Here is a 26,019-nt window from a genome sequence, read left to right as displayed (position 1 = left end):
CATGCCCCACGGGTGTCGCCGGTTATCACTGGAAGTTTTTACTGACGCGTAACTTCACACCTTGACTACTCGCCCGTAACTTGACGAATGAACAGCATCCTCGTGATCCGGATCACAGGGCGCAGTGCCGTCGCACCTCCCTTGAGCCGCAAGGAGATCACACGATGCTGCCCGTCAAGCGCGCCCTGAGACATCTGGCCGCCCTCGTCCTGGCCGCCGCCGTCGCCACCGTCCCGGCCGCCACCGCCCATGCCTCCGACGCGCCCAGCAGCGGTTGGAACGACTACAACTGCCGGCCGTCCGCCGCCCACCCCCGCCCCGTCGTCCTGGTCCACGGCACCTTCGGCAACTCCGTCGACAACTGGCTGTCCCTCGCGCCGTACCTGGAGGACCGCGGGTACTGCGTCTTCTCGCTCGACTACGGGCAGTTGCCGGGAGTGCCGCTCTTCCACGGCCTCGGCCCCATCGACACGTCGGCCGGGCAGCTGTCCGCCTTCGTCGACAAGGTGCTCACCGCCACCGGTGCCGCCAAGGTCGATCTCGTCGGCCACTCGCAGGGCGGGATGATGCCCCGCTACTACCTGAAGTTCCTCGGCGGAGCCGCCAAGGTGAACGCCCTCGTCGGCCTCGCGCCCGACAACCACGGCACCACCCTCAGCGGCCTGACCAACCTGCTGCCGTACTTCCCCGGCGCCGAGGACCTGCTCACGGCCACCACCCCCGGCCTCGCCGACCAGATCACCGGCTCCGACTTCCTCACCAAGCTCAACGAGGGCGGCGACACCGTCCCCGGAGTGCACTACACCGTCATCGCCACCAAGTACGACGAGGTGGCCACCCCCTGGCGGAGCCAGTACCTCACGGGCTCCGACGTCCGCAACGTCCTGTTGCAGGACCTGTGCCCGGTCGACCTGTCCGAGCACCTGGCGATCGGGCTCTTCGACCGCGTCGCCTTCCACGAGGTGGCCAACGCCCTCGACCCGCCGCACGCCACCGCCACCAGCTGCGCGTCCGTCTTCGACTGACGACCGCACCGACGCGCACGTGCGGGGCCTGTCCGGCCTGAGCCGCCGGACAGGCCCCGCGTTCGTCCGGCCCCCTCAGCGGCCCCGTCGGCCCCCGTGCGCGGCGCGCCGCCGGACCGAGGCGAACAGCGCCGCCGAGCCGAGCGCCAGGGCGGCCGCGCCGCCGACCGCCGCATACGGGGTGCTGCCGTCGCCGCCGGTCTCGGCGAGGCCGACGTTCCGGGTCCGGGCCCGTACGCCGGCGGCGGCCTCAGGCCGGTTCGCGCCCGAGGGTGCGGGGGTGCCGGAAGCGGCCGCCGACGGGTGCGTCGCCGGGTTCGTCGCCAGGTGTGTCGTCGGGTCCGTGGTCGTACGGGCGTCGGCGTCCCCGTGGCCGTGGTGCTCGATCGTCGACCTGCCGGCACCGTCCTCGATCTGCCGCTCGGTCGGCGCGGAGGCCGTCGGCGCCGGCGAGGAACCGCTCGCCGCCCCGCCGCCGCTGTCCCCGCTGCCGCTCCCGCCGAAGGCGACGTCCGAGCAGGAGTAGAACGCCTCCGGGCTGTCCGAGCGCTGCCACACCGCGTACAGGAGCTGCCGCCCGGTGCGCTCGGGCAGCGTGCCGGAGAACGTGTAGAAGCCGGCCGGGGCGACCGGGTCCGTGACCGTGGCGACCGGATGCTCCAGGTCCAGGTCGGCCCAGGCCAGTGGCTTGGCCGGGTCGTAGCCGGGCTTGGTGATGTAGACGGTGAAGGTGCCCTTGTGCGGGGCGGTCACCCGGTACTTGAACGGGTACGAGCCGCTGTGCACCGCGGTCGCGGGCCAGTCCGCGCGGGCCAGGTCGAGACCCTTGAACTCCTCGTTGTTCGCGCTGCACAGCTTGCCGTCCGGGATCAGCTCCTGGTGCCGGCCGTTCGCGTCGCCGATCCGTATGCCGTTCCAGTCGTACAGGGCCTGGGTGCCGCCCGCCGCGACCGCCGCCCTGCACGCCGCCGACCTCGGGCTCTCGGGACCCTCCGCGTAGCACTGGGATACCCGGCTGACCGGGTCGCCCATGGAGCCGTGCGCGGACGCGGGCGCGGCGGCGAGGGCGGTCAGCGCGAGCGGGGCCAGGCCGAGGGCGGCGAGAGCGGCGGCCTTGCGGCGTGCGGGCATGAGGAACTCCTCGGAAGCGGTCCGGAACGGTCCTGGAACGGGAGGACGGATCCCGTGGGGTGATCCGAAACTAGCCCCGGAGAATCGCGGAATCGCCTGCTGAGGGCGGCGGAGGGAGATCCTTATGCTCGCGTTAAGGGAGTGCTGAGACTGCGCTCAGGTAGGTAGCGTGCCCGGCATGCGGAGCGAGCAGACCGGCGAGGGGATCAGGGCGGCGGCCGCCGACGTACCGGCCGTGAAGGCCGTGACCGACGCGGCCTACCGGCCCTACATCGAGCGCATCGGCGTGGTGCCGGCGCCGATGGAGGCCGATCACGCGGCGGACGTGGCCGCGGGGAAGGTGTTCGTCGCGCGGGAACCGGCGGCGGGCCGGGTGGTCGGCCTCGTCGTGATCGAGGCCCGCGCGGACCATCTGTTCCTCGACAGCATCGCCGTCCACCCCGACGCACACGGCAGGGGAGTGGGACGGCGACTGCTTCGGTTCGTGGACGCACGCGCGCGTGCGCTGGGACTGGAGGAGATCAGGCTCTACACCAACGCCATGATGTGGGAGAACCAGAAGATCTATCCGAAGTACGGCTACGAGGTGGTGGAACGCCGGGTGGACGGACCCTACGACCGGATCCACTACCGCAAACGGCTCGTCTGACGCGTCTCATCGGCTGGTCCGCAGGTCATCCGTCCGGCCACCACGTCCGCGCGATGTCCTTGCGGACCTCCGGTCGTCCGCCGGGACGCTCGTCGACCTCCTCGCCTCGCAGGCGGCGCGGGTCCGTCTTCCTCAGGGGCTTCTGCACTGTCGTACGGCGCATCGCTGCCTCCTTCGACGCCTACCGGGTTCCGTGTTCTCACGGAGGTAGACCTTGCGGGCGAGAGTTCCTCATCGGTGCGGGTCTGTCTGTGGCGGCTGTCACGATTCGGTTGTCAGTGGCGGGTGTCACTCTTGGCCGCATGAGTGAGCCGATCACGACCCGCCGCGACCCGACGAGCCCCGCCCCCGTGGACTGGGACGCGCAGGCGGCGGTCTTCGACGACGAACCGGATCACGGGCTGCGCGACCCGCGGGTGCGCGCCGCCTGGGCCGAGCGCCTGCGCGGCTGGCTGCCCGGGACCCCCGGCGAGATCCTCGACGTCGGCTGCGGCACGGGCAGCCTGTCGCTCCTCGCCGCCGAGCGCGGACACCGGGTGACCGGAGTGGACCTCTCCCCGAACATGGTCGAGCGGGCCCGCGCCAAGCTCGCGGGCCGGGACGCGGTGTTCCTGGTCGGCGACGCGGCGAGCCCGCCGGTGGGCGAGCGGCGCTTCGACGCCGTCCTCGTCCGCCATGTGCTGTGGGCACTGCCGGACCCCGCGAGCGCCCTGCGGCGCTGGCGGGAGCTGCTGCGACCCTCCGGGCGGCTGATCCTGGTCGAGGGCGTCTGGGGCACGGTCACCCCCGTCGGCATACCCACACAACGCCTCCTCACTCTTCTCGCACCCCTCACGGACCACACCCGCGTGGAGCGTCTCTCGCAGGATGCGCGCCTGTGGGGCAGGGCCGTGGACGACGAGCGGTACGCGGTGGTGGCGACGGTGTGAGGCCGGGGGGTCCTTCAGGCCGGCAGCGCGGCCTCGGGCCCTTCAGGCCGGCAGCGTGGCCCCGGGGCCCCTCAGCCCAGCAGCGCGGTGAAGCCGCCCTCGAGGGCCAGCGTCTCCAGTTCGTCGAGCGCGGCCACGGCGCGGGCGGCCGCGTCGGGATCACGCTCGGCCAGACCGCTCTCGGCGAACTCGTCCTCGTCCAGGCGCCGTACGTCCGTGCCGTCCGCGGAGCGCCACAGGTCCAGGTCGAGATCCTCGGCGACCAGTTCCGTACCCGAGAACTCGGCCGGGCGGGTGATGTCGCAGTACCAGCCCTTCAGCCGGCCCCCGCCGTCGCGGACCTCCTTCACCGAGTACCAGCGGTCGCGCCAGTAGTACTCCGTGAACACGTCACCGGGCTCGAAGCGCACGAAGCCGAAGTCCCGCACGGCCGCGCCCGCCCAGAGCGCCCGGACGGCGATCCGCGTGCCGTCGTCGGCCACCAGCTCGCCCGGGTAGCTGAGCTTCGTACGACCGCCCTTGACGAGCACCACGGTGACCGGCGCGCCCGCCGGTCCCGCCGCGTCAGCCGAGTTCACGGACATACCGCACCTCCGTCGCGCACACCTCGTACCCGAACCACCTGTTGATCGCGAGCATCGGCCCGTTGCCGGTGTCGTTGCCCGTGAACGCCTCCGTGTACCCGGCGGCCCGCGCGCGGTGCAGCGAGTCGTTCTTGGCGAGCTTGGCCAGGCCCCGGCCGCGGTGGGCCCGGGCGGTGCCCGTCATGACCGTGCCGTACCGGGTGCCGCCGTCCGTGCGGGCCGCCGAGAACGCCGCGGGGCGGCCGTCGACCACCGCCACCGAGGTCAGTTCGGCGTCGAACAGCGGATGCCGCCAGGTCTCCGCGAGCCATGCCTCGTAGTCGGTGAACTCGTAGTCCACGTCGCTCGGTTCGTCGGCCGTCGCCTCCGCGTCCAGCTCGAACAGCGGGCGCGGGTCGTCGGCGAAGTCCGAGCCCCGGCGCAGTTCCACACCCGGCGGCGGGTCCTGGAGCGGCGGGAGCGTGCCGCCCGCCAGGTCCAGGCGGAGGAAGTGCGCCGAGCGGCTGGACTTGTAGCCGTGCCGCTCGGCGAAGGCACGGTTGCCCCGCTCGTCCAGCACCCAGGCGAGCAGCTTGACCGCCCCGTGGGCCGCAAGGTGCTCCTCGGCGGCCCGCACCAGCAGGGTGCCGGCGCCCCGGCGGGTGTGCTCCGGGTGCACGTACACGTTCACATTGCCCTGGCCGGGCTCGGCGCTCTCGTGGGACAGGTGCACCTGTGCCGTGCCGATCACCTCGCCGTCCGCCACGGCGACGAGGGGACGGTAGTGGGCGTCGGGATGCATGTGGGCGAGGTCGTGGACGAGGGACTGCGGGGTGCACAGCATGTACGGCAGCGCGAGGTGCCGGACGCGGACGAAGCCCTCCAGGTCGCCTGGCGCGTCGGCGTGGAGGTCACGGACGATCACAGTCATGTAGGCGCACGCTACGGCGGGAGCGGGCCGGACGCCTCCCATTTTCCGGCGGTCCGCCCGGAGCGCGTGCGGGCACGCGCGGGCTGCGGGCTCGTGCGGGCTGCCGCGGGTGCGGGACAATCACCACGTGACCTTGAAGATCCACATCGACGACGGCGCACCTCCCTACGAGCAGGTGCGGGCGCAGATCTCCGAGCAGGCGCGGTCGGGGGCGCTGCCGGTGGGCTACCGGCTGCCGACGGTGCGCGGACTGGCCGAGTCGCTCGGGCTCGCCGCGAACACCGTCGCCAAGGCCTACCGGGCGCTGGAGGCGGACGGGGTGATCGAGACCCGGGGTCGCAACGGCACGTTCGTGGCCGCCGCGGGCTCGGCCGCCGAGCGTGAGGCCGCGGCGGCCGCCCAGGCCTACGCGGAGCGTGTACGGCGGCTGGGGCTGGACGAGGACGCGGCGCTCGCCGCCGTGCGCGACGCCCTGCGGGCGGCCTACGAGCGGTGAGCCGCTCCCAGCGCCTCAGGCCTGGCGTTGCACGGACACCCGGTCCGGCGTGCGGGTGACCGTCAGGCCCGCCCGCCGCGCGGCCCTCGCGAAGACCACCGCGTCCTGGACCGCCGCCCCCGTGGGGTCGTTGTTGAAGTACGCGAACACGTCCCGCTCGTCCGGCCAGGTCGTCGCGATCCGGTCGATCCAGGTCTCCAGGGACCGCCGGCCGTAGTGCGGCCAGGCCCGGGCGCGGCCCACGTGGAAGCGGACGTAGCCCCAGTCGGTGGTCGGCCACAGCGGTGTGACCGGGCGGGCGTACGCGTCGGCCCAGCACAGGGCCGCCCCCCGCAGCTCCAGGACCCGGCGGACCTCGGGCGTCCACCACGAGTCGTGGCGCGGCTCGACCGCGACCCGCGCACCGGGCGGGAAGGCGGCGAGACAGGCTTCCAGCAGGCCGGGGTCGGCGTGCAGCGTGGGCGGCAGCTGGAGCAGCACCGGGCCGAGCCGGTCGCCGAGGCCGGCCGCCCGCGACATCAGCCGGTGCACCGGCTCCTCGGGGTCCTTGAGCCGTTTGATGTGCGTCAGATAGCGGCTCGCCTTGACCGCGACCACGAAGCCCGGCGGCACACGCTCCCGCCAGGATTCGAAGGTCTCCCGCTCCGGCAGCCGGTAGAAGGCGTTGTTGATCTCCACGGTGGCGAACGCGGCCGCGTACTCCTCCAGCCACAGTCGGGTGGGGCAGCCCTCCGGGTACAGCACCCCCCGCCAGTCCTTGTACTGCCAGCCGGACGTCCCGACGAACAGGGTCATACGCCCATCAAAACACCAGCGGGCGCATCGAACACCACCAGCCGCCGGTTACAGGTACAGCCCCGCGTCCGCGCCTTCGCGCGGCTCGGGAAGAGCCGTGGGGGATGTGCCCCGGCGCAGCGCGTACAGCTCCGCCAGGGTCGCGCCCTCGCGGCCGACGCCCTCCTCGGTGCCCAGCCAGCTCACCGCCTCCCGCCGGGTCAGCTTCCCGACCTCGATACGGGCCAGGCAGCGGCCCGGGCGGACCACGGCCGGGTGCAGGCGCTCCAGGTCCTCGTTGGTCGTCACGCCCACCAGGACGTTGCGGCCCTGGCCCAGCAGCCCGTCGGTGAGGTTCAGCAGCCGGGACAGCGCCTGGCCGGCCGTGTGCTTGGCCTCGCCGCGGATCAGTTCGTCGCAGTCCTCCAGCAGCAGCAGCCGCCAGCGGCCCTTGCCCGCCGAGTCGTCCTCGCCGATGGCGATGTCCATCAGGTACCCGACGTCGGAGAAGAGGCGCTCGGGGTCCAGGACGCAGTCCACCTGGCACCAGTCGCGCCAGGAGCGGGCCAGCGTGCGCAGCGCGGAGGTCTTGCCGGTGCCCGGCGGCCCGTGCAGCAGGAGCAGGCGGCCCGCGATGTCCTGCGGGGTCGTCTTCATCAGACGCTCCATGGCGTCCGCGACCGGCGCCGTGTAGTTGGCCCGGACCTCGTCCCAGGTGCCCGCCGAGATCTGCCGGGTGGTGCGGTACGGGCCGCGCCGGGGCGAGACGTACCAGAACCCCATCGTCACGTTCTCCGGCTGCGGCTCCGGCTCGTCCGCCGCGCCGTCCGTGGCCTGGTCGAGGACCTTCTTGGCCAGCTCGGCGCTGGTCGCCGTGACCGTGACGTCGGCGCCCCGGTTCCAGCGGGAGACCAGCAGGGTCCAGCCGTCGCCCTCCGCGAGGGTGGCGCTGCGGTCGTCGTCCCGGGCGATGCGCAGCACCCGGGCGCCGTCGGGCAGCAGGGTGGCACCCGAGCGCACCCGGTCGATGTTCGCCGCGTGCGAGTACGGCTGCTCGCCCGTCGCGAAGCGGCCGAGGAACAGCGCGTCGACGACGTCGGACGGCGAGTCGGAGTCGTCGACGTTGAGCCGGATCGGCAGAGCGTCGTGTGGGTTCGCAGACATGCTGTCATGATCTGTCACCGGACCGCCCTGCGCACCCCGTTTCCGGCGCGCGCGTCACGTGTCGGCTCCCGCCGGGACGTGCCCGTCCGAACCTGTGCCACGAGCCTGCGCAAACCCTCCCGGAGGGGCGAATTCCGCCCTTACTGTTGTCCTTGATGGGACGTCATGGGTGGTATTCGGGGGCGGGGCGGTGGCGGCTCACCGCGCTGCTCGGTGTGGGTGCGGCCGTCGTGGCCCTGGTGGTGGCCCTGGTCAACGCGCTGCCCGGCGGCGCGAGCAGCGAGGGAACCACACGTGACGGCGCCAAGGTGCACGGCACGCCCGTGACCCCCCGGGACGCGGACGAGCCGTACGTCGGCTGGGGGTTCACGCACACCCAGTTCAGCGCCGACGAGGGCAGCGCCGCCGCCACGGACCGCGTCGAGGGGCTGCTGTCGAAGGGCGGCGGACCCCCGCAGAACCAGGCGATCATGGGCTGGGGCGCCGACAACCCCGAACCGGTGAAGGGGCGTTACGACTTCGCCGCCCTGGACCGCCGCGTCGACTTCATGCGGAAGTCCGGCGGCGTCCCGGTGATCACCCTGTGCTGCGCCCCCGACTGGATGAAGGGCGGCAAGGCCGGCGTCGACAACACCGACTGGAGCCAGTCCGCCCTGGAGACCGCCCCGACGCCGGATCACTACAAGGACTACGCCGCGCTCGCCGCGACGGTTGCCAGGCGCTACCCGGACGTACGCCACTTCCTGGTCTGGAACGAGTTCAAGGGCTTCTGGAACAACGCCCGGGCCCGCTGGGACTACGAGGGCTACACCGAGCTGTACAACCTGGTCTACCGGGCGCTCAAGAAGGTCGACCCCAAGATCATGGTGGGCGGGCCGTACCTCGTCATGGACAGCGTCGACCCACGGCAGAAGGAGAACGCCTCCACCACCCTGCGCGGCCCCTGGGGGGCCATGGACCAGCGGGTCCTGGACGCCTTCGGCTACTGGAACACGCACAAGGCGGGCGCCGACTTCGTGGTGGTGGACGGCTCCAGCTACACCAAGGACGACGAACTGCTGCCGAACGAGTTCGCCGCCACCGACAAGCTGACGGCGGTCGGCCGGTGGGTACGGCAGCAGACCCACGGACTGCCGCTGTGGTGGGCCGAGTACTACGTCGAGCCCGCCGACGGCAACGACGACCGCAAGGGCTGGCCCGAGGCGCACCGCGTCGCCGTCCAGGCCGCCGGCCTGATCGCCATGGTCAAGGGCGGCGCCTCCTCCGGCTTCTACTGGAACCCCGAGGAGGAGAAGGGCACCGACTGCCCCGGCTGCCTGTGGACGCCCACCGGCAGTGCCGCCGGCGGCCGGGCGCTGCCCATGTACGACCTGCTCTCCCGCTTCGACAAGGCCTTCCCGCCCGGGACGACGTACGAGACGGTCCCGATCGCCCCCGACGACGTGCCCAACGTCCGCGTCCTGGCGAGCGCGAAGACCGTCCTGGTGGTCAACACCCTGAACCGGCCGATCAGCGCGCAGGTCGACGGCAGGCGGTTCGACATGGGGGCGTACGCAGTGAAGTGGCTCGAGCGCTAGGGTCTGCACGACAGGCGCTGAGGGTCTGTCGTGCAGGCCTCGGAGCGTCCGAGCCACTTCGCTGACCACGCCGGCCGCCTCACCGGACGGCCGTTCAGCCCTTCCCCATCGTCATGAACCGCTGCACCAGCGAGGCGAGCAGCACCGCCAGCAGCGGCAGCGAGAACCAGAAGCTGCCCTGGAGCCATCGCAGTTGGCGCACGCTCGGCCGCATCGCGACCCGGACGATCTCCCGGGCGGTGAGCATCAGGACCAGGGCGAGCGCCGCGAGTCCGCCGACCACCGACCACGGCGTCCAGGTCACCTTCGGCCCGATCGGCCCCGGATCCGGTTTCGGCACCGCCCCCGCGGGCTGCTTGCGCAGCGTGTACAGGGTCGCGTCGTCGTTGGTGAGGACCTTCTTCAGCTCCTGCCGGTTGTCCAGGTTCTCGACCAGCCGCGACGGCCAGGTGGCCGAGTAGCCGACGTCCATCTGCAGATAGGTGACCTGACTCTTGTTGATCATCAGATACGAGTTGGGGCCCGCGTCCTTGAGCGCTTTGACCAGGCCGGACACCAGCACCGGGTCGGCCGGTGCCAGGGTCGGCACGTAGTTGACGCGCTCCATGTCCCGCGCCCCCCACGGCATGGCCGGGGTGACGTTGGTGACCGGGTCGTTGCTCAGCCACAGCAGCCGTACGGTCGGCCGGTCGTGGGCGTAGACGTAGTCCATGGCCGTGACCTCCCCCGGCCGGATCCGCTCGAACGGCTCGTTGCCCCAGCGGGCCACCAGGAAGCCGCCCATGAGCAGCAGCCCGGCCAGCAGCGCGGCGACCGGCGCGAGGCTCGCCCGGTCCTTCTCGCGTTCCCGGCCGGTGACCCCGGCGCGCGGGAACAGCGCGAGGGCGGCGAGCAGACCGGCCCCGGGCAGCGCGAACATGAAGACGCGCAGCGCCATCTCGCCGCCGTAGGACTGCATGCCGAAGCCCAGGAACGGCACGAAGGTCAGTACCAGCAGCGACCGCTCCCGGTACTTGTGCTCGCGCCGCCGCCACCAGCCCCAGCAGGCGAACAGCATGATCGACCCGGCCAGCAGGACCCGTGTGTACAGCACCAGTTTGTGCGTGGAGTCCCCGCCCTGGATCCGGCCGGAGACGGACGTCGACACATTGCTGCCGACCCCGCCGACCCCGCCGAACAGTTCGTCGAAGTGCCCGGACCAGTACGGCTCGGCCATGAAGCCCAGCCAGAACACCACCAGCACCGCGCACAGGACGGGCAGCCCGCGCAGTTCGGACCGGCCGACCAGGACGAGGACGGCCAGCACGCCCAGCATCACGAACGGCGTGAGCTGGTGGGCCGGGACGCTGGCGGCGAACAGGCCGATCACCACCATGAGCAGCACGGCCCGCTGCCGCCGGTTCGCCGGCTCGACCTCGGCCTCGCCGGGGCGCGCCTTGGTCCACAGCACGCGCGGCGCCCGGAACCAGACCAGCAGGATCGCCACGAAGGCCAGGTAGAGCAGATAGGTGAAGCCCTGCGGGGAGAAGTAGTCCTGGCCCACCCAGCCGCTGAGCACGAAGATCCACACCCCGGTCCACTTGGCCCGCCAGCTCGCCCGCAGCGAGCGGGTGAGCAGGAACATCGGTGCCAGGTACAGGAGCTGGACGGTCAGCGGCCACCAGCGGATGACCTCGGTGAAGTCGCTCAGCCCGCAGGCCCGCGCGACGAACGCGGCCACCGCGAAGAAGCCCGGCCAGCTCCAGCGCGCGTCCAGGTCGGGTACGGCCGCCCCGGTGCGGTCGATGTAGTCGATGAACCCCAGGTGCTGCCAGGCCGTCGCGAACCGCGGCTCGGTCTCGATCACCGCGGGCAGTGCGTGCAGGGACACGACCGTGGCGAGCAGGGTGAGCAGCAGCAGCGCCCGGTGCTCGCGGCGCAGCCAGAGCAGCACGGCGAACACCGTGATCAGCAGGGCCGCGCCGACCAGCGTCGGCAGCGGCAGCACCGAGATCAGGCCCAGCCCGCCCATCCGGTCCAGGGCGGCGTCGTCGAGCCGCAGCGCGGGCACCCAGTACAGCAGCAGCGCGGCGGTCAGCAGACAGCCGAGGACGACTCCGGGCCGGGTGGGCGCCAGGCGCTCCCGCCAGGAGCGCGGCGGCGCGTCGGCCGCCGGTCCCTGCGGCCCCGGGCGCGGGGTCCTCCCCGGCTCGGCCGTCGCCGGTCCGGCCGCCTCCGCTGCCTCCTCCTCGGATACGGCGGCCGGCTGCCCGGCGGTCAGCGGCAGCGCGTCCGGCACCACCGCCCGCTCCTCGGCCGCGAACGGCGCGTCCACCTCCCGGTCGGCCGGCCCCAGCGAGGCCTCCGAACCGGGTTCCCGGTCCTCGACGGGCAGCCCGAGAGAATCCGGGCGCCGCGGCCCGAGCGCCCACTCGGCCGGCCCGTCCGCCCCCGTCACGGCGGTGCCCGCGGGCGGGGTGCCCGGTCCGGGACGCACGTCGGGCCGGCGTTCCACGTGGTCGAAGTCGACGTGGATGCCCAGGGCCAGGGTGTCCGACTCCAGCGCCCACGCGGGCCGCCGGAGCGGTCCGGTCCGGTCGGGGACCTCGCCCGCCCCCAGGTCGGCGAGGTCCCCGTCGGGTGCCGCGTCCTCGGGGACGGCGGCGGCCGGGGCGGCCCGGACGGTCCGGAACAGCTTGGGCGCGGCGATCGCGACGATCACGGCGAGGCTGGAGATCTCCGCGACCCCCGCACCGGTCAGCCCCATCCGGGGCAGCAGCAGCAGCGTCAGCCCGAGCACCAGCACGCACAGCAGGCCCTGCAACCAGGCCAGTCCGGCGGTGCGGCTCTGCGCGCGCAGCACCGCGAAGTACGTCTCCATCACCACCCGCAGCAGCGCGCCGACCGCGAACCAGCGCAGCAGCGGGGTGGCGGCGTGGGCGTAGCCGTCGCCGAAGACGTGCAGGACCTGCGGCGCCAGCAGGAACAGCAGGCCGCAGATCGGCACCATGATCCGGGCCATCCGCTTGAGCGCCGCCCGGGTGTTGGCGGCCAGCCGCGCCGGGTCGTGCGAGCCCTCCACGGTCAGCGAGGCGCCCATGTTGATGGCGAGCAGGTTGACCGTGCCGCCGATGGTGGTGGTGATGTAGAAGTAGGCGTTGTCCTCGGAGCTGACCTGCGAGGCGATGATCACCGGCACCAGGTAGACCACGGCGAGCGAGAACAGCGAGCCGGTGTAGTCGCCCGCCAGGAACCGTCCGAGTTCCCGCGGCGACGGCGGCTTGGCGTGCTCCTCGGTGGCCGTCACATGCCGGGGCACCAGCCGCCGGAACACCAGCCAGCCCAGCGGCACGATCGAGGTGGCGATCGCCAGGCCCCAGGAGACGAACACACCGGTCGTGGGGATCGCGGCGGCCAGCCCCACCAGCAGGGCCAGCTTCACCGCCGAGAACACGGTGTTGCCCACCGGTACCCACGGCGCGCTGCGCAGCCCGGTCAGCACCCCGTCCTGGAGGGTGAGCAGGTTCCAGGCCATCACGACCACGATGAAGCCGAGCCCGTTGACCGTCCCGTGCAGGAAGCGGTACGACGGCCCCCAGGTGTCCAGCGTGAGCAGGAAGACCGCCGCCGCGCACGCCACGATCAGCGAACTGCCCGCGTACGTACGGGCGATCAGCCGTCCGGTGGCGCGGCCGGAGACCGGGATGAAGCGGGCCAGGGCGCCGGTGAGCGTCACCGCGGTGAGCCCGGCGAGGAACTTCATGGCGGCGATCGCGGCCGAGCCCTGGCCGACGGAGGATTCGGAGTAGTAGCGGGCGGCGACCAGCCAGAAGCCGAGGCCCAGCACCGCGGAGATCCCGGTGTTGAGCATCAGCGCGTAGGCGTTGCGGAACAGCTGGTTGCCGCCGCTGGACGGGCCGCGTCCGGGCAGCCGCAGCCGGCGCCGCGGTTGCTCGGGCGCCTCGGGTTCGGTGGCCGATGCCTCGGTGGTGGTCGTCGTGTCAGACACGGGTACGGATGGCCTTCCGGCGGACCTGTCGGGCTCTGCGGACCATGGCGTAGCCCTTGGTGAGGGCGCGGTCCCTGGCGAAGTTCCGGGCGATCGCGCGGCCCTGGACGAGCCGCTCGAACTCCTCGGGGGCGGTGGAGCGGCGCACGGTGAGCCGTTGCAGGGCGTACGGGCCCTGCGCGCGGCGGGCCAGGCCGTTGCCGACGGCGAGCGCCTGCGCGAAGCCGGCCGCCCGCACCCGCGCCCGCACCCGGCGACTGGAGTAGCCGTAGGGGTAGGCGAACGAGAGGGGCACGGCGCCCAGTTCCCCGGCGACGATCTCCTTGCAGCGGATCAGCTCCGACCACAGCGTGTCGTCGTCGAGCTGGTCGAGCTGCGGATGGGTGTGGCTGTGCCCGCCGATCTCGACGCCGCCGGCCGCCAGTTCGCGCACCTGGTCCCAGTCGAGCATGGTGTCCAGACCGCCGCCCGTGTCGTGCTCGCCCCGGATCCAGCCGGTGGAGACGAACAGCGTGGCCGCGAAGCCGTGCTTGGCCAGCACCGGCAGGGCGTGCCGGTGCACGCCCTCGTAGCCGTCGTCGAAGGTGATCAGCACCGGGTCCGGCGGCAGCGGCGCGGTGCCCGGTGCACGCCAGTGGGCCGCCAGTCGCGCGGTGGTGACCGGGTGGCGGCCCAGGTCCTCCAGCACCGCCATCTGCTCCGCGAACGCCTCCGGTGACACCGACAGGCCCCGCGTGGCCTCGTTCGGTTCCCGGGCGACCGCGTGGTACATGAGCACCGGCACGGTTGTGTTCATACGGCTCTTCCCCCCTTCGTTGCCCCCTTGCCGTCCTCGATCTCCACGACCCGGAAGCGGGCGCCGCCCCGGCGTGCGCGGACGCTGCCGACGGCGTAGCCGCCCGCGGCCGTGAGCACCCCGGCGACGATCGCGCCGGCCCGGCCCGCGCCGCCCGGCCGGGCCAGCAGCGCGTCGCGCAGCCCGCGGGCCACCCCGGCGGGCAGCACCCGGGTGGTGTAGCGGCGCTCGGACTCCAGCCCCTTGTCCGCGCCGACACTGCGCGCCACCAGCGCCTTGGACAGGCCCTCGGCGTAGGTGCGGGTGCGGAAGTAGCGGAAGCGCTCGCGGGCGCCGGGCACCCGGTGGTGGATGACAGCCCGGTCGTCGATCAGCAGGACCGCGTCCGGCCGGGCCCGGGTGAGCCGGATGCACAGTTCCGTCTCCTCGCAGCCCAGCGGCCGTTTGTCGCCGTCACGGCCGATACCGGTGGCGAAGCCGCCGGCCGCGTCGAACGCCGTACGCCGGAAGGAGGCGTTGCCGCCGAGGACGTTGCGCACCGGGACCCGGCCGGGCGGCAGGCCCTTGTAGGTGCAGCCCACCACCCAGTCGAACTCCTCCGGGAACCAGACGGGCCGGCGGCCCGACGCCCAGATCGGCATCGTCCTGCCGCCCACCGCCATCACCCGCGGGTCCGCGTATCCCTCGGCGAAGCGGCGCAGCCAGTCCCGTTCGGCCACGGCGTCGTCGTCGAGGAAGGCGATGACCTCGCCGATGGAGGCGGCGATGCCGGTGTTGCGGCCGGCGGACAGGCCGCGCGGGCCCGCGTTGGCGAGCACCCGCACGTCCCCGGCCTCCTTGTACTCCCCGGCCAGACGCTCCAGGAGCGCCGGGTTGTGGTCGACGACCAGCAGTGTCTCCAGGGCCGGCCGGGACTGCGCCCGCACCGAGGAGACCGCCGCGAGGATGTCCTCCCAGCGGTCCTCGGTGTAGACGCAGATCACGACGGAGATGCCGGGACCGCTCAAGACACCTCTCCCGGGTAGGAGCCGAGCAGCGGGGAGTGGCGTTCCTGCCGGCGCAGCTCACGCCGGTTGGAGCGTTCCTTCAGGATCACCTTCAGCACCCGTAGCCCGTCCCGGACAGCGCGCAGATTGCTGGCGCCGTGGATGCGCAGGTACTCGTAGCTGGGGATCTCCTGCACCTTCAGGCCGGCCTTGACCACTCTGATGTTCATCAGCGTCTCGACCTCGAAGCCGGTGCAGTCCAGCTCGATCTTGTCCAGGCAGTGCCGCCAGAACGCGTTGTACCCGTAGCACAGGTCGGTGTAGCGGGCGCCGAACTTGCGGTTGACCACCGCGCACAGCACCCGGTTGCCGAGCTTGCGGATGAAGGTCATGTCGTCGGTGCCGCCGCCGTTGGCGAACCGGGAGCCCTTGGCGAAGTCGGCGCCCGAGACCAGGGCCGAGACGTAGGAGACGATCTCGCCGCCGTCGGCCGAGCCGTCCGCGTCGACCATCACGATGATGTCGCCGCTGCACGCCTCGAATCCGGTGGTCAGGGCGTCACCCTTGCCCTTTCCCTGCTGCGGGACGACCTTGACATTCGGCCACAGTTCACGGGCGACATCGACGGTGTTGTCGGTGGAATTGCCGTCGACAAGAACGACTTCGTGTATCCAGTCCGGAAGTGTCTTGAAGACATAGGGAAGATTCTCCGCCTCATTCATGGCGGGAATGACCACGCTCACCGGCGGCGCGATGGCCAGGTGAGAGGAGATCGGCCGGTACTGGGCGTCGACGAACGGATCTCGGTCCGAGGACGGCGGATGGAGAACGGAGCTCATGAGTCTGGTCCCTCTCGTCCGGCGGGACCGCCCGCCCCCGGGCGGTCCGGCTGTCTATCCGGTTCGAAAGGGGGGTTCTCACGCGGAGCACGACGGAAATCGGATCTCCGTGCACGCCGGGTGAGCTGGCAAAGCTGCCGGAATGCCGAAAAACGGCAGCCGGTCGCGCGGCACGGCCCGGTGATTCCTTAGGTCACCGGGCACGGCACCCCCCTACCGCGCCCCGCTCCGTAACGTCCCGGTTCAAAGCCCTCCCCTGGAACCGCGTGCGGACGTCACCGATGCGGGTGAGATGTACGACGGTATTGATGATTGAACCAGTATGGCAAGGCCTGGAACGAGGCCTCACGTTTTTGTTGGTTTTTCCGTTACGCAGATTTTGTACCGGCAGTTCACCGCCTGGAACGGATCTTTCCCATCCGTTTGAGAATTCGGTCCGCGGGTTCGAACAGTTCCGGCCGCGACTGCACCGCGTTGCGCAACGCCCGGATCGGGGCGCGGCGCGCCCGGTGTCCGGCCGCGATCGGGTGACGTCGTGTCACCCATCCCTCGGACACGATGAGTTCCCGTGTCTTGAGGGAATCCTTGTATTCCTTCTGGCCCCGGCCGAGATCGAGATACGCGATGCCGTCGGCTGCGGCCGCCTCGGCCATGCGCAGATGCAGGATCAGTCCGGGGGAGTACTTGGCGTACGCCGGGTCGTAGGCCGGGAACCAGCACGCCAGCACTCGCTCGGTGCGCAGTCCGAAATGCGCGGCGATCGGCCGGCCGTCCGCGTAGAGCACGGACAGGATCCCGGCGAACGGCTCGGAGCGGGTGTGGAACAGCCGGGTGACGAGGTCGGTGATCCACGCGTGCGCGAAGCGGTCGCTGCGCCCGGTCCGCCGGTACTGGGCGGACTTCCAGGCCATCAGCGTGTCCAGCACGGCCGGGTCGCGCTCGTCGTGGACGTACGTCACCTCTCCCGCGTCCCGCCCGAGCTTGCGTTCCTTGGCGAGCGTGGTCCGGGTGAACTTGGGCGAGCGGGCGCGCAGTTCGCGCAGATAGGTGTCGTAGCCCTGGTCGACGTCCATGACCGGTGACGGGAAGGTGCCGGAGGCCGCGGCCTCGAACGGCCGCTGGCCCGCCACCAGGTGGTCGAACTCCCACACGGCGAGCCCGCAGGCCCGCAACAGCTCGGGGGCGTCCCAGGTGAAGCCGGGGCGGTGCACCAGGCCCTGGCAGTCGGAGACGCCGAGCCCGATGGCCCGGCCGACGCCGGCGGCGGATCTGTGGAACGGGAAGAACGCGGCCGGCTCGCCGTCCTCGCGGACCACCGCGATCCGCACCCCGCGTCTGCAACTGCCGACCGCGAGCGCGAACTCGGGCGAGAGGAAAGGGTTCGCCAGCTCCTCGGAGCCGTGCAGGTGGGCCTTGGACTGCATCGCCGTCCAGGCCGCCCGGTCGGCCTCGCTCAGCTCGCCGGGGCGGTACACGCTGATGTCCACGTCAGGAGCCCTGTCTTCTCGCCGTACGGCCGCGCCGCCGCCGTACGGACACCAGCAGGAGAACGAGGGAGCTGAACACGGTGACGGCCACGACTCCGCCGTGGACGGACCACCGGTGCACGGCCAGCATTCCCTGGGCCACCAGCATGTCGAGGACGACCGCGCCCGCCAGTGCGGCGAGTGTGCGGCCGAAGGGATCCAGCCCGGCGAGGCCGGCCGCGATGGCGGCGGCCGGCGCGGCGAGCAGGAAGAAAAGCGTCAGCGGGCCCCGCAGCGGGGAGCCCGAGTCGGTGAGCGAGAGCAGTGCGCCGGTCCCCGCGACGGCCGTCGCGGCACCCGCGAGCAGCGGCGACAGGTCCCTCCCCGGCCCTGGCCGCGCCCGCTCGGCACCGTCTCTCGAAGCATCTGTTGAAGCTGTCTTGATGCGGATGGTCTGCATTGGCGACTTTGCCCCCCGAAGCGCCGGATGCCGGGCTTCAATGTCGCGCAGCCTCCAGGGGGCCGTCAAGACGCGGAAGCCCCACATGCGGGTTCTTGTCCGTCTTTGAACCCTCCTTCACCGGATCTGACCTCACTCGTTCGACTGACAGGCCGTCAGTGTTCGATGTCCCTTCATCGCGGAGTCGGTTGGGCACGGAAAACGGTCTTGGCATGGACACTTCCAGTCAACACGCGTAGCTGCTACCAAAGTTGAAGCGGAGATCCTGCTAAAGGGAGGTTCCATGAGACGTTCCCGAATTGCCGCATACGTCGGCTCCCTCCTCCTCACCGTCGGTCTGGCCCTCACCGGGGCGGCCTCCGCGCAGGCGTCCGAACAGGCCTTCAGCGGCGGCTACGTGGCCCTCGGCGACTCCTACTCCTCCGGAGTCGGAGCCGGCAGCTACATCAGCTCCAGCGGCGACTGCGACCGCAGCACGAAGGCGTACCCCTACCTCTGGAACGCCGCCCATTCACCCTCGTCGTTCGCCTTCACCGCCTGCTCGGGCGCCCGAACGGATGATGTTCTGGCGAACCAGCTCGGCCCGCTCGGCTCCGCCACGTCCCTCGTCTCGATCACCATCGGCGGCAACGACGCCGGGTTCTCCGACGTCATGACGACCTGCGTGCTCCAGTCCGACAGCAGCTGCCTGTCCCGCATCAACACCGCCGAGGCCTACGTCGACACGACCCTGCCCGGCAAGCTCGACAACCTCTACTCCGTGATCCGCGGCAAGGCGCCGAACGCCCACGTCGTCGTGCTCGGCTACCCCCGGTTCTACCTGCTCGGACAGTTCTGCCTCGGCCTCTCCGACACCAAGCGCTCCGCCATCAACGGCGCGGCCGACCACCTCGACGCCGCCATCGCCAAGATCGCCGCGAACCACGGCTTCACCTTCGGCGACGTCCGCACCACCTTCGGCGGCCACGAGATCTGCTCCGGCAGCTCCTGGCTGCACAGCGTCAACTGGCTCGACATCGGCGAGTCCTACCACCCGACGGCCTCCGGCCAGTCGGGGGGCTATCTGCCGGTGCTCACCAACGTGGCCTGAGCCCTCACGGCGACGCCGAAGGCGAAGGGGAGGCCCCGCCCGTCGGGGTCTCCGTCGTCGCGCAGCTCACCGAGAACGGCACGGCGTCGGACGTCGTACGCACCGGAGCGCGTACCTCCACACTGATCGCGTTCTCGATCGTCCCGCTCTCGGAGTACGTCGTCACGGTCAACCGGTCCTGCTTGGTCCTTCCCCCGCCCGGAGGGAACGACAGCGTCTTCCACCCCGGGTCGGAGACCGATCCTCTTGCCGCCACCCAACGGTAGGTCACCTGCGCGGGCAGCCGCCCCACCGTGAACTCCGCCGTGAAGGCGGGCGCCTGGCCGGCCGGCGGCGGACACGTCCCGGAGTACGAGGTGTGCGCACCGGTCAGTGTGACGTGCACGGTCTGGGCGGGCGTGCCGCCGGGCGGGGTGCTGTCCGGGCCGGGCGGGGGAGCGCCGGTGCGCGAGTCGGTGGTGCGCGAGGGGGACGGGGAGCTCGGATTGCTCGGCGTCCGGCTGTTGCTGCCGCTCGCGCCCGCGTCGCCTCCGCCGCCGTGGTCGCGGCCGAGCAGCGCGTACGTCAGCCCCGCGAGCGCGAGAGCGACGGCGACCAGGCCCGCGACCAGAACGGCGGCGGCACGGCGGTCGCGCCGAGGTGGGCCGGACCGGGTCCGTGGTGCCGTGGGCGGTACGGGGACGGGCATCGGCGGTGTCGCGGAGGGGCCTTGGCGCGGGGCCGCGACCGTCGGGGCGTACGACGACATGGGCACCGTGCCGGGGCGTGGCGTGCCGCCCGCCGCGAGGAGCCGCAGGTCCCGCTCGGCCAGGTCGGCCGGCAGCCGCTCGGCGGGATCCTTGCGCAGCAGGCCCTCGATGACGGGCGCGAGCGGCCCGGCCCGGCGCGGCGGCGGCAGCTCCTCGTCGACGACCGCACGCAGCGTGCTGAGTGGGGTGTCCTGCCGGAACGGGGAGCTGCCCTCGACGGCCGCGTACAGCAGCACGCCGAGCGACCACAGGTCGGACTCGGGGCCGGGCGTGCGCCCGAGCGCCCGCTCCGGGGCCAGGAACTCGGGCGAACCGATCACCTCGCCGGTCATGGTCAGCGCGGAACTGCCCTCCACCATGGCGATGCCGAAGTCGGTGAGCACGACCCGGCCGTCGTTCGCCATCAGTACGTTGCCCGGCTTCACGTCCCGGTGCAGCACTCCGGCGTCGTGCGCGGAGCGCAGCGCGGCCAGCACCTCGGCACCGATGTGCGCGGCGCGCTGCGGTGGCAGCGGGCCCTCCGCCTCCAGCAGGTCCGCCAGGGACAGGCCGCGGATCAGCTCCATGACGATCCACGGTCGGCCGCCCTCCATCGCCACGTCGTACACCGTCACCACGTTGCGGCTCGCGACCCGGGCCGCCGCCCACGCCTCCCGCTCCAGGCGGGCGTACATCCGCTCGACGTCCGGGCCCGGCAGTCCGGCGGGCGCCCGCACCTCCTTGACGGCGACCTCGCGGTGCAGCACCTCGTCGCGGGCCCGCCACACGGTCCCCATGCCGCCCTCGCCGAGCGGGGACAGCAGGCGGTAGCGGTCCGCGATCACACGTTCACGGCCCGGCTCTTCGGACACGGGCGCCCCCCACGGCATCTCGCGTGAATTCTTCACAAAAGTAGCTCAGCCGAGTGCGGATGCCGCCCCCCTGAACACCAATCCGGCACCCAGGGCCACGACGACCAGCGCGGAGGCCAAGGGCATGGTCCGGCGCACCAGGGCGGCCACCGGGTGGGTGGTCCACCGCGGGCCCCTGCCCATCACCCGGGTCACTCCGCTGCCGAGCTTGACCACGGCGAACCCGGCGGCGGTCAGGGTGAGCGCGAGCCCCGCGCCGTACGCGACGACGAGCAGCAGCCCGAACCAGGCCTGCCCGAGCGCCGCCGCGCCGACCAGGACGACCACGGCGGAGGGGCTGGGCACGAGCCCCCCGGCGAATCCCAGCAGGATCGTGCCGCGCACGGTGGGGGCGGTGGGATGGGTGTGGGTGAGGCCGCCGTGCGTGTGCTCCACGGCGTGCGAGTGACCGCTGTGACGGTGGTCGTGGTGACGGTGAGGGCGGTGGGTGTGCCCGTGCACGCGGTGGCGCCAGGCCCGTCGTGCGAGGCTCGCGCCCGCGAGGATCACCAGTGCGCCGCTCGCCGTGCCGAGCCAGGCGATCACCGAGGGCGTCGCCGCCGAGCCGGCGGTGACGAGCAGCCCCAGGGCGACCACGCCCAGGGTGTGAGTGACCGTCACCGAGGCGGCCAGCGGCAGCACGTCCTTCAGGCGGGCCCGGCCGCCGCGGGCGGCCGCCGTGGCCGCCATCAGGGTCTTGCCGTGGCCGGGGGCGAGGGCGTGCGCCGCACCCAGTCCGATCGCGATGACCAGCGCGAGGGCGGCGAAGCCGAGCGTGAGGTGATGGCGGGCGACGAGGCCGTCCAGGGCGCGGGTCCATCGGTCGGCGCCGCGGGGCAGCACGGAGGCCGCCGGGGCGGCCCCGCGGTCGTCGGTGAGGGCGGGGCCGCCGGGGCGCACGCGCAGGGACGCGGTGGCGGTGTCGGCCGGTGAGGAGAGCAACTCCTTGGGGTAACTGGTGAGTTCGTGTGAGACGGACTCCTTCGGCACGTCCGTGGCGGTGAGCGTCATCCGGTCGCCGCGCGCGGTGATCTCCCGCCAGCCCGGACCGGAGGACGCGCCCGCGCCGTGGAAGCGCAGCACCACGCCGTCGCCGTCGGGCAGCGGGGCGGTGAACCGGCACTCCACGCGGAGGGTGCTCAGCCCGGCCTGCCCGGGACGCGTGAGCGCGTGGCTGTCGCGGACGGACAGGACGGTCGTGCGCCCGTCGACGGCGAGCCTGCTGCCCTCGGCGGCCGAGGCGCACCGCCGCCGGGCCCACTCGGACATGCCCAGCCGCTCGATGCCGGGCCGGGCCTGGGTGGCCGGGATCTCCGCGAGGTCCTCGACATGGTCGACGCGCAGCTGTCCCGGGGCGGCCACGAGTCCGTCGTAGCGGTTGACGGTGAAGTTGCCGAGGGGATGCGCCCCGGCGTTCGCGGCGGGGACGAGCACGAGCGCGCAGGCGGCCGTGAGCACGGCGGCGGCACCGGCGAGCGGTCGACGGAACGTCACTTCGCGGCCTCCAGCGCCGTGCGGGCCCGCCTCGCGCCCAGGGGCGAGAAGCCGGGGTTCAGCTTCAGGGCCTCCGCGAGCAGGGCGCGGCCCTCCTCGCGGTGGCCGGTGGCGAGCTCGATCGTGCCGCGGTGGTAGAGGAAGGACGCGTTGCGGTAACCGGTGGCGGTGGCCCGGCGGGCGTAGGGGAGCGCCTCCCGGTCCCTGCCGCCCACGTGCAGGGCCCAGGCGAGGGCGTCCGCCGTGTGCACGGTGTGGCGCCGGGCCCACTCGGCGCGGGCGGCACGCAGCGCGTCGCTCTTGTTCCCGTGGTCGGCCGCGGCGAGCGCGGTGTCGAGATCGGCGTCCACGCCGTTGGCCCGCGCGAGGGCGATCCACGCGTCGACCAGGGCGTACTGGTCACGGGCCCTCGCCCGGTCGCCCTCCGCGCCACGCGCCTCGTACAACTCGCCGAGCTCGACGAGGGGACCGGGCAGCGGGTAGCGGGAGACGACGAGTTCCATGCCCTTGACGGCGCCGGCCAGGTCGCCGCTCGCGGCCTGCGCGCGGGCGCGGCCCTCCAGGGCGGGCAGATAGGTGTCGTCGGCGGCCAGCGCGCGGCCGTAGCAGCTCAGCGCGGTCTTGTCGTCGCCCTGGTTCCAGGCGAGCTGGCCGAGCTGGGAGGCCACGTACGCCACGTCGCCGGGCGAGGTCGCGCTCGACAGCGCCCGCTCCAGGACGCGCCGGGCGGCGCCGACCTCTCCGCGCAGCTCGTGGACGTAGGCGTACCGCGTGAAGACCGGCACCCCGGGACGCCGGGTGTCGGCGGTGTCGGCGGCCTTCGACGCCTCGTCGTACCGGCCCAGTTCGACCAGGGCGTCGATACGGGAGGACAGGGCGCGTTCGCTGTAGGGGTTCTGTTCCAGGGCCCGGTCCGCGTAGGCCAGGGCGCCCTTGAAGTCGTGCCGGGCGGCGGCCAGCGCGGCGCGGCCGGCCAGGGCCTGGTCGTCGTCCGGGGCCAGCCGGAGCGCGTGCTCGAGCGCCTGCTCCGCCTGCGGGTACCGGGACGGGTCCCCCTTGGTCCGCGCCTGCTCCACGTAGGCCAGCCCCAGGGTGGCCCAGCCGCCGACGTCGCGCGGCTGCGACCGGAGATGGGCCTGGAGGGCGGCGACGCTCGCGTCGAGGTCCCCGCCGTCCAGCAGGGCCGGGGAGACGGTACCTGTCGCGGCGGCGGCCGCGGGCGCCCCGTCCCGCGCGGCCCCGGCCGCGATGGCCCCGCCGGTGAGGGCGACGGCCAGCAGGGCCGCACAACCGGCGATCCGGGCGGCCCGCCATCGGCGCCCGGTGACGCCGAGCCGGCGTACCGCGGCGACGCGCTCGTCGGGCTCCGGGGCGTCGTGGTGGTCCGGCTCCGGGCCGTCGTGCTCGTCGTCCTCGGGGGCGTCGTGCCCGGCGTCCGAGGCGGCGGGGTCCGTACCGGTCTCCGGCGGATCGCCCTCGTCCGTGTCCGCCGGGTGCCCGGTGGGCTCGTTGTCGTTCGTACGCGGGGACATGCCTCTCCTCGGTCGCCGGGTGGTGTCGCGTGGGGCGGCGCGGCCCGCGCCGTGGGGATGGGAGGGACGGGCCGCGCCGGTCGGTGGGGTGCGGTCGAGGGTCAGTACGGGCGCTGCATCCGGCGGCGCCACCACGCGAGGGCGGTGCCGATCAGCAGGATCCCGGCCGCGCCCGAGGCCGCCGAGGCGGCGATCAGGACCGTGTCGCCGGAGCCGCCGGACGAGGAGCCGACCGGCTTCAGCGCGTCGCCGATCTGGCTGCGCACGTCGGCGCCGCCGGTCGTGCCCTTGGCGAGCGGACCGCGCGAACCGGACGTCGGCTCGGCGACGTACGGGAAGGACTTCTCGAACTTCTTGTCGTTCGCGTCGACCGCGTCGCCCAGGTCGTTCTTGGAGCCGACCAGTTCACCCTCGACCACCTGGAGGGAGGCGTCGATCACGTCGTCCGTGAGGCGACGGCCGTTCGGGAAGCCCGCGTTGTCGCCGTCCAGGACACCCAGCCGCTTCGGGTGCATGCTCGGCTTGATCGAGGTGTTCAGGCGCAGCTCCTCCGCCGGACGCACGTTCGGCGGCTGGTTGAGGCCCTTGACGCCCTTCAGGAACACGTCGACCAGGTCGTTGCGCGGCTCGGCCGGTGCCTTGATCTTGTAGATCGCCTCGATGAGCTTGGGCAGCTCGGGGTTGGTGACGTTCTTCAGGAACTGCGCGTCGTTCCAGGGCGAGGACGCGTTGAACTTGTCCTTGTCCTTCTGCGGGTTCACGACCTCGTTGACCAGCGGGTTGCCCAGGCGCGAGACCTGCGTGTAGTACCCCTGCGCGTTCCGGCGCTGGGTGGTGGACCAGATGCCGACGACCGGCTGCTCGGCCGACTCGCGGATCAGGTCGTTCGGCACCTGGAGGGCGATCGTGTTGACGTTGTAGCCCTTGAGCGTGTCGTTGCCGACCTCGGAGAGGTTCCCGCCGTACAGCAGGTCGAAGACCCGCAGGTCCAGGAAGAAGGGGTCGTCCGCCTGGCCGGCGAAGGTCTGGGCGCCGCCCGCCGTCCGGTGGACGGCCTGGTAGCGCAGCTTGGCGTAGTCCGGCATCGACGCCTTGCCGACGTTCGACGGCGCGACCGGCACGTCGTCCGCCAGCTTCGTCCTCGACATCACGTGCTGGTTCTTCAGCCGGATCAGATCGATGTCGTACGTCTGCGTGATGTTGAGGTCGGGGTCGTCCAGGCTGGTCACCGGGCCCGTGTTGTAGAGGAAGGTGTTCCCGTTCTTCCGGTGTGTCCGGAAGGTGTAGCGGAAGAGCAGCTCGCCCTGCGCGTCACCGTTGCTGTCGATGTGGATGTCGTACTGCGCGTCGTCCGCGAACGTGTAGAAGTTCGGCCCGCCGGCCGGCTCCTCGAAGGGGATCCAGTTCGCCACGATCGTCGTGGTGTCGGGCTTGTCCGGACTCACGAACGCGTACACGTCCGTGTTGTCGTACTGCGGGGTCCCCGAGATCAGCGGGGCCTCCCGGTGGGAGGAGGCGGAGGCCGCCCCCGGTTCCAGCGTGGCCACACCGGCGGCTGCGAGCCCCCCGGCGGCCAGCGCACCACAGATGAGGGTGACGAGGCCCTTGCGCCCCGCACCGCTCCTGGAGATAAGAGGTGTCATGCCGTCCGTCCTCGGTGCCAACTTGCCTGACGTCCGGGGATTCGGAGACGGCGGCGGGGCGGATTGGTCGAGGGGGAGTTTTCTTTTTCCGCCTGCTCGACCCGCGTTTCGGGGCCGCCGATCCGTAACTCCGTCCGGAGGTGCGTTCCTTGCGAGTGCCGGATGTGACGGGACGGCCGGGATGCGGCCGCAGAGAGGGGGACCGGGTGGAGGCGGACGAACTTCTGGTGCTCGTGGCGGGCGGTGACCAGAAGGCATTCGAGGAGCTGTACGGGCTGGTGTCCGGGCCCGTGTACGGGCTGGTGCGGCGCGTGGTCCGCGACCAGGCGCAGTCGGAGGAGGTGACCCAGGAGGTGCTGCTCGAACTGTGGCGCTCCGCCGCGAGGTTCGACCCCGCGCGCGGCAGCGCCCTGTCCTGGGTCCTCACCCTCGCCCACCGCCGCGCCGTCGACCGGGTGCGCAGCGCCCGCGCCGCCGGCGAACGCGAGCAGCGCGAGGCGCTGCGCGCCGGGCTCCCCGCCTTCGACCAGGTCACCGAGGAGGTCGAGGCCGGCCTGGAACGCGAGTGGGTACGCCGCTGCCTGGACCGCCTCACCGCCCTGCAACGCCAGTCCGTCACCCTGGCCTACTACGACGGCTACACCTACCGTGAAGTGGCCGAACGGCTCTCCCTGCCGCTGGGCACCGTCAAGACCCGTATGCGCGACGGACTGACCCGGTTGCGCCAGTGCCTGGGAGGTGTCGCGTGAGCCTTCTCGACCGCCTCCTGCGCCGCGAGGACCTGCACTCCCTGGCCGCGCCCTACGCCCTCGACGCGCTGGAACGGGCCGAGCGGATCCGCTTCGAG

General features: G+C 72.5%; 23 protein-coding genes and 1 pseudogene. 8 read left to right on the top strand and 16 right to left on the bottom strand.

Features of this window, described 5'->3' with window-relative positions; translation table 11 throughout:
• The first annotated feature begins 164 nt into the window (after window positions 1–164).
• Complete coding sequence (locus IE318_RS29840; RefSeq protein ID WP_189905322.1) at window positions 165–1,025, top strand: esterase/lipase family protein; 861 nt, start codon at window positions 165–167, stop codon at window positions 1,023–1,025.
• 75 nt (window positions 1,026–1,100) lie between these two features.
• Here the strand turns inward: IE318_RS29840 and IE318_RS29835 are convergent, their stop codons facing one another.
• Window positions 1,101–2,156: a lytic polysaccharide monooxygenase auxiliary activity family 9 protein gene (locus IE318_RS29835; protein ID WP_189905320.1), complete on the bottom strand. Its 1,056-nt coding sequence runs from the start codon at window positions 2,154–2,156 to the stop codon at window positions 1,101–1,103.
• A gap of 178 nt (window positions 2,157–2,334) precedes the next feature.
• Between IE318_RS29835 and IE318_RS29830 the strand changes: the two genes are divergently transcribed.
• Window positions 2,335–2,805 (top strand): GNAT family N-acetyltransferase, encoded by a 471-nt coding sequence (locus tag IE318_RS29830; protein ID WP_189905318.1) that lies wholly within the window; start codon window positions 2,335–2,337, stop codon window positions 2,803–2,805.
• 25 nt (window positions 2,806–2,830) lie between these two features.
• Here IE318_RS29830 and IE318_RS29825 read toward each other — a convergent pair whose 3' ends face one another.
• Window positions 2,831–2,968, bottom strand: a complete 138-nt coding sequence (locus tag IE318_RS29825) for a hypothetical protein (protein WP_107473462.1) — start codon at window positions 2,966–2,968, stop codon at window positions 2,831–2,833.
• Between the two features lie 139 nt (window positions 2,969–3,107).
• On the opposite strand from IE318_RS29825, the gene IE318_RS29820 reads away from it, so the two are divergent.
• Complete coding sequence (locus IE318_RS29820) at window positions 3,108–3,734, top strand: class I SAM-dependent methyltransferase (RefSeq protein WP_189905317.1); 627 nt, start codon at window positions 3,108–3,110, stop codon at window positions 3,732–3,734.
• Between the two features lie 71 nt (window positions 3,735–3,805).
• Here the strand turns inward: IE318_RS29820 and IE318_RS29815 are convergent, their stop codons facing one another.
• A complete protein-coding gene (locus IE318_RS29815; RefSeq protein WP_189905315.1) occupies window positions 3,806–4,318 on the bottom strand; it encodes a ribonuclease FAU-1 family protein in 513 nt (170 codons plus the stop codon).
• Entirely contained in the window at window positions 4,299–5,228 is a 930-nt protein-coding gene (locus tag IE318_RS29810) for a GNAT family N-acetyltransferase (protein WP_189905313.1), read from the bottom strand. Before IE318_RS29810 ends, IE318_RS29815 begins: the two co-directional genes overlap by 20 nt.
• Before the next feature lie 127 nt (window positions 5,229–5,355).
• Between IE318_RS29810 and IE318_RS29805 the strand changes: the two genes are divergently transcribed.
• Entirely contained in the window at window positions 5,356–5,724 is a 369-nt protein-coding gene (locus IE318_RS29805; RefSeq protein WP_030178930.1) for a GntR family transcriptional regulator, read from the top strand.
• 15 nt (window positions 5,725–5,739) lie between these two features.
• Here the strand turns inward: IE318_RS29805 and IE318_RS29800 are convergent, their stop codons facing one another.
• Entirely contained in the window at window positions 5,740–6,519 is a 780-nt protein-coding gene (locus tag IE318_RS29800) for a DUF72 domain-containing protein (protein WP_189905311.1), read from the bottom strand.
• A gap of 48 nt (window positions 6,520–6,567) precedes the next feature.
• Complete coding sequence (locus IE318_RS29795; RefSeq protein ID WP_268256756.1) at window positions 6,568–7,680, bottom strand: DUF5925 domain-containing protein; 1,113 nt, start codon at window positions 7,678–7,680, stop codon at window positions 6,568–6,570.
• Between the two features lie 137 nt (window positions 7,681–7,817).
• Between IE318_RS29795 and IE318_RS29790 the strand changes: the two genes are divergently transcribed.
• Window positions 7,818–9,239 carry a GH39 family glycosyl hydrolase gene (locus IE318_RS29790; protein ID WP_189905308.1) on the top strand — a complete coding sequence of 474 codons (1,422 nt, stop codon included), beginning with the start codon at window positions 7,818–7,820 and terminating at the stop codon, window positions 9,237–9,239.
• Between the two features lie 94 nt (window positions 9,240–9,333).
• Here IE318_RS29790 and IE318_RS29785 read toward each other — a convergent pair whose 3' ends face one another.
• The 6 genes from IE318_RS29785 to IE318_RS29760 all read right to left on the bottom strand — a co-directional run bounded on the left by IE318_RS29785 (window position 9,334) and on the right by IE318_RS29760 (window position 17,774).
• Window positions 9,334–13,227, bottom strand: coding sequence for a lipopolysaccharide biosynthesis protein (locus IE318_RS29785; protein WP_189905306.1), 3,894 nt, complete (start codon window positions 13,225–13,227; stop codon window positions 9,334–9,336).
• Entirely contained in the window at window positions 13,220–14,023 is an 804-nt protein-coding gene (locus tag IE318_RS29780; RefSeq protein ID WP_189905304.1) for a polysaccharide deacetylase family protein, read from the bottom strand. Before IE318_RS29780 ends, IE318_RS29785 begins: the two co-directional genes overlap by 8 nt.
• Entirely contained in the window at window positions 14,020–15,030 is a 1,011-nt protein-coding gene (locus IE318_RS29775) for a glycosyltransferase family 2 protein (RefSeq protein ID WP_189905302.1), read from the bottom strand. The genes IE318_RS29780 and IE318_RS29775 overlap by 4 nt, the downstream gene beginning before the upstream one ends.
• Window positions 15,027–15,848, bottom strand: a complete 822-nt coding sequence (locus IE318_RS29770; protein WP_030178910.1) for a glycosyltransferase family 2 protein — start codon at window positions 15,846–15,848, stop codon at window positions 15,027–15,029. The genes IE318_RS29775 and IE318_RS29770 overlap by 4 nt, the downstream gene beginning before the upstream one ends.
• Before the next feature lie 392 nt (window positions 15,849–16,240).
• A complete protein-coding gene (locus IE318_RS29765; RefSeq protein WP_189905300.1) occupies window positions 16,241–17,335 on the bottom strand; it encodes a GNAT family N-acetyltransferase in 1,095 nt (364 codons plus the stop codon).
• Window position 17,336: 1 nt separating this feature from the next.
• A complete protein-coding gene (locus tag IE318_RS29760; RefSeq protein WP_229903826.1) occupies window positions 17,337–17,774 on the bottom strand; it encodes a hypothetical protein in 438 nt (145 codons plus the stop codon).
• A gap of 283 nt (window positions 17,775–18,057) precedes the next feature.
• On the opposite strand from IE318_RS29760, the gene IE318_RS29755 reads away from it, so the two are divergent.
• Window positions 18,058–18,864 (top strand): SGNH/GDSL hydrolase family protein, encoded by an 807-nt coding sequence (locus tag IE318_RS29755; RefSeq protein WP_189905298.1) that lies wholly within the window; start codon window positions 18,058–18,060, stop codon window positions 18,862–18,864.
• Window positions 18,865–18,868: 4 nt separating this feature from the next.
• On the opposite strand, the gene IE318_RS29750 is transcribed toward IE318_RS29755, so the two are convergent.
• From IE318_RS29750 to IE318_RS29735, 4 genes are all read right to left on the bottom strand, one after another.
• Window positions 18,869–20,482, bottom strand: a complete 1,614-nt coding sequence (locus tag IE318_RS29750; protein WP_189905339.1) for a serine/threonine-protein kinase — start codon at window positions 20,480–20,482, stop codon at window positions 18,869–18,871.
• Window positions 20,483–20,509: 27 nt separating this feature from the next.
• Window positions 20,510–21,997: an urease accessory protein UreH domain-containing protein gene (locus tag IE318_RS29745; protein ID WP_189905296.1), complete on the bottom strand. Its 1,488-nt coding sequence runs from the start codon at window positions 21,995–21,997 to the stop codon at window positions 20,510–20,512.
• Window positions 21,994–23,529, bottom strand: a complete 1,536-nt coding sequence (locus tag IE318_RS29740) for a tetratricopeptide repeat protein (RefSeq protein ID WP_229903825.1) — start codon at window positions 23,527–23,529, stop codon at window positions 21,994–21,996. Before IE318_RS29740 ends, IE318_RS29745 begins: the two co-directional genes overlap by 4 nt.
• 101 nt (window positions 23,530–23,630) lie before the next feature.
• The gene (locus IE318_RS29735; RefSeq protein ID WP_030178892.1) at window positions 23,631–25,172 is read right to left on the bottom strand and encodes a DUF4331 domain-containing protein; all 1,542 of its coding nucleotides are present in this window, start codon (window positions 25,170–25,172) and stop codon (window positions 23,631–23,633) included.
• A 206-nt stretch (window positions 25,173–25,378) separates the two neighbouring features.
• On the opposite strand from IE318_RS29735, the gene IE318_RS29730 reads away from it, so the two are divergent.
• Both IE318_RS29730 and IE318_RS45315 read left to right on the top strand, forming a co-directional pair.
• Window positions 25,379–25,921 (top strand): sigma-70 family RNA polymerase sigma factor, encoded by a 543-nt coding sequence (locus IE318_RS29730; protein ID WP_030178889.1) that lies wholly within the window; start codon window positions 25,379–25,381, stop codon window positions 25,919–25,921.
• Window positions 25,918–26,019: pseudogene (locus tag IE318_RS45315) on the top strand (anti-sigma factor); the annotation flags it as partial. The gene IE318_RS29730 and the pseudogene IE318_RS45315, both read left to right, overlap by 4 nt.

The organism is Streptomyces spiralis (assembly GCF_014654675.1).
Lineage (GTDB): Bacteria > Actinomycetota > Actinomycetes > Streptomycetales > Streptomycetaceae > Streptomyces > Streptomyces spiralis.
This window is presented reverse-complemented; position numbering and strand designations above follow the sequence as displayed.

What these genes read in the sequence shown, in the direction of transcription:
- IE318_RS29740 (WP_229903825.1), bottom strand. Translation starts at nt 23,529, where the DNA reads ATGTCCCCGCGTACGAACGACAACGAGCCCACCGGGCACCCGGCGGAC.
- IE318_RS29735 (WP_030178892.1), bottom strand. Translation starts at nt 25,172, where the DNA reads ATGACACCTCTTATCTCCAGGAGCGGTGCGGGGCGCAAGGGCCTCGTC.
- IE318_RS29820 (WP_189905317.1), top strand. Translation starts at nt 3,108, where the DNA reads ATGAGTGAGCCGATCACGACCCGCCGCGACCCGACGAGCCCCGCCCCC.
- IE318_RS29770 (WP_030178910.1), bottom strand. Translation starts at nt 15,848, where the DNA reads ATGAGCTCCGTTCTCCATCCGCCGTCCTCGGACCGAGATCCGTTCGTC.
- IE318_RS29815 (WP_189905315.1), bottom strand. Translation starts at nt 4,318, where the DNA reads ATGTCCGTGAACTCGGCTGACGCGGCGGGACCGGCGGGCGCGCCGGTC.
- IE318_RS29840 (WP_189905322.1), top strand. Translation starts at nt 165, where the DNA reads ATGCTGCCCGTCAAGCGCGCCCTGAGACATCTGGCCGCCCTCGTCCTG.
- IE318_RS29825 (WP_107473462.1), bottom strand. Translation starts at nt 2,968, where the DNA reads ATGCGCCGTACGACAGTGCAGAAGCCCCTGAGGAAGACGGACCCGCGC.
- IE318_RS29790 (WP_189905308.1), top strand. Translation starts at nt 7,818, where the DNA reads ATGGGACGTCATGGGTGGTATTCGGGGGCGGGGCGGTGGCGGCTCACC.
- IE318_RS29750 (WP_189905339.1), bottom strand. Translation starts at nt 20,482, where the DNA reads ATGCCGTGGGGGGCGCCCGTGTCCGAAGAGCCGGGCCGTGAACGTGTG.
- IE318_RS29835 (WP_189905320.1), bottom strand. Translation starts at nt 2,156, where the DNA reads ATGCCCGCACGCCGCAAGGCCGCCGCTCTCGCCGCCCTCGGCCTGGCC.
- IE318_RS29760 (WP_229903826.1), bottom strand. Translation starts at nt 17,774, where the DNA reads ATGCAGACCATCCGCATCAAGACAGCTTCAACAGATGCTTCGAGAGAC.
- IE318_RS29810 (WP_189905313.1), bottom strand. Translation starts at nt 5,228, where the DNA reads ATGACTGTGATCGTCCGTGACCTCCACGCCGACGCGCCAGGCGACCTG.
- IE318_RS29780 (WP_189905304.1), bottom strand. Translation starts at nt 14,023, where the DNA reads ATGAACACAACCGTGCCGGTGCTCATGTACCACGCGGTCGCCCGGGAA.
- IE318_RS29755 (WP_189905298.1), top strand. Translation starts at nt 18,058, where the DNA reads ATGAGACGTTCCCGAATTGCCGCATACGTCGGCTCCCTCCTCCTCACC.
- IE318_RS29800 (WP_189905311.1), bottom strand. Translation starts at nt 6,519, where the DNA reads ATGACCCTGTTCGTCGGGACGTCCGGCTGGCAGTACAAGGACTGGCGG.
- IE318_RS29830 (WP_189905318.1), top strand. Translation starts at nt 2,335, where the DNA reads ATGCGGAGCGAGCAGACCGGCGAGGGGATCAGGGCGGCGGCCGCCGAC.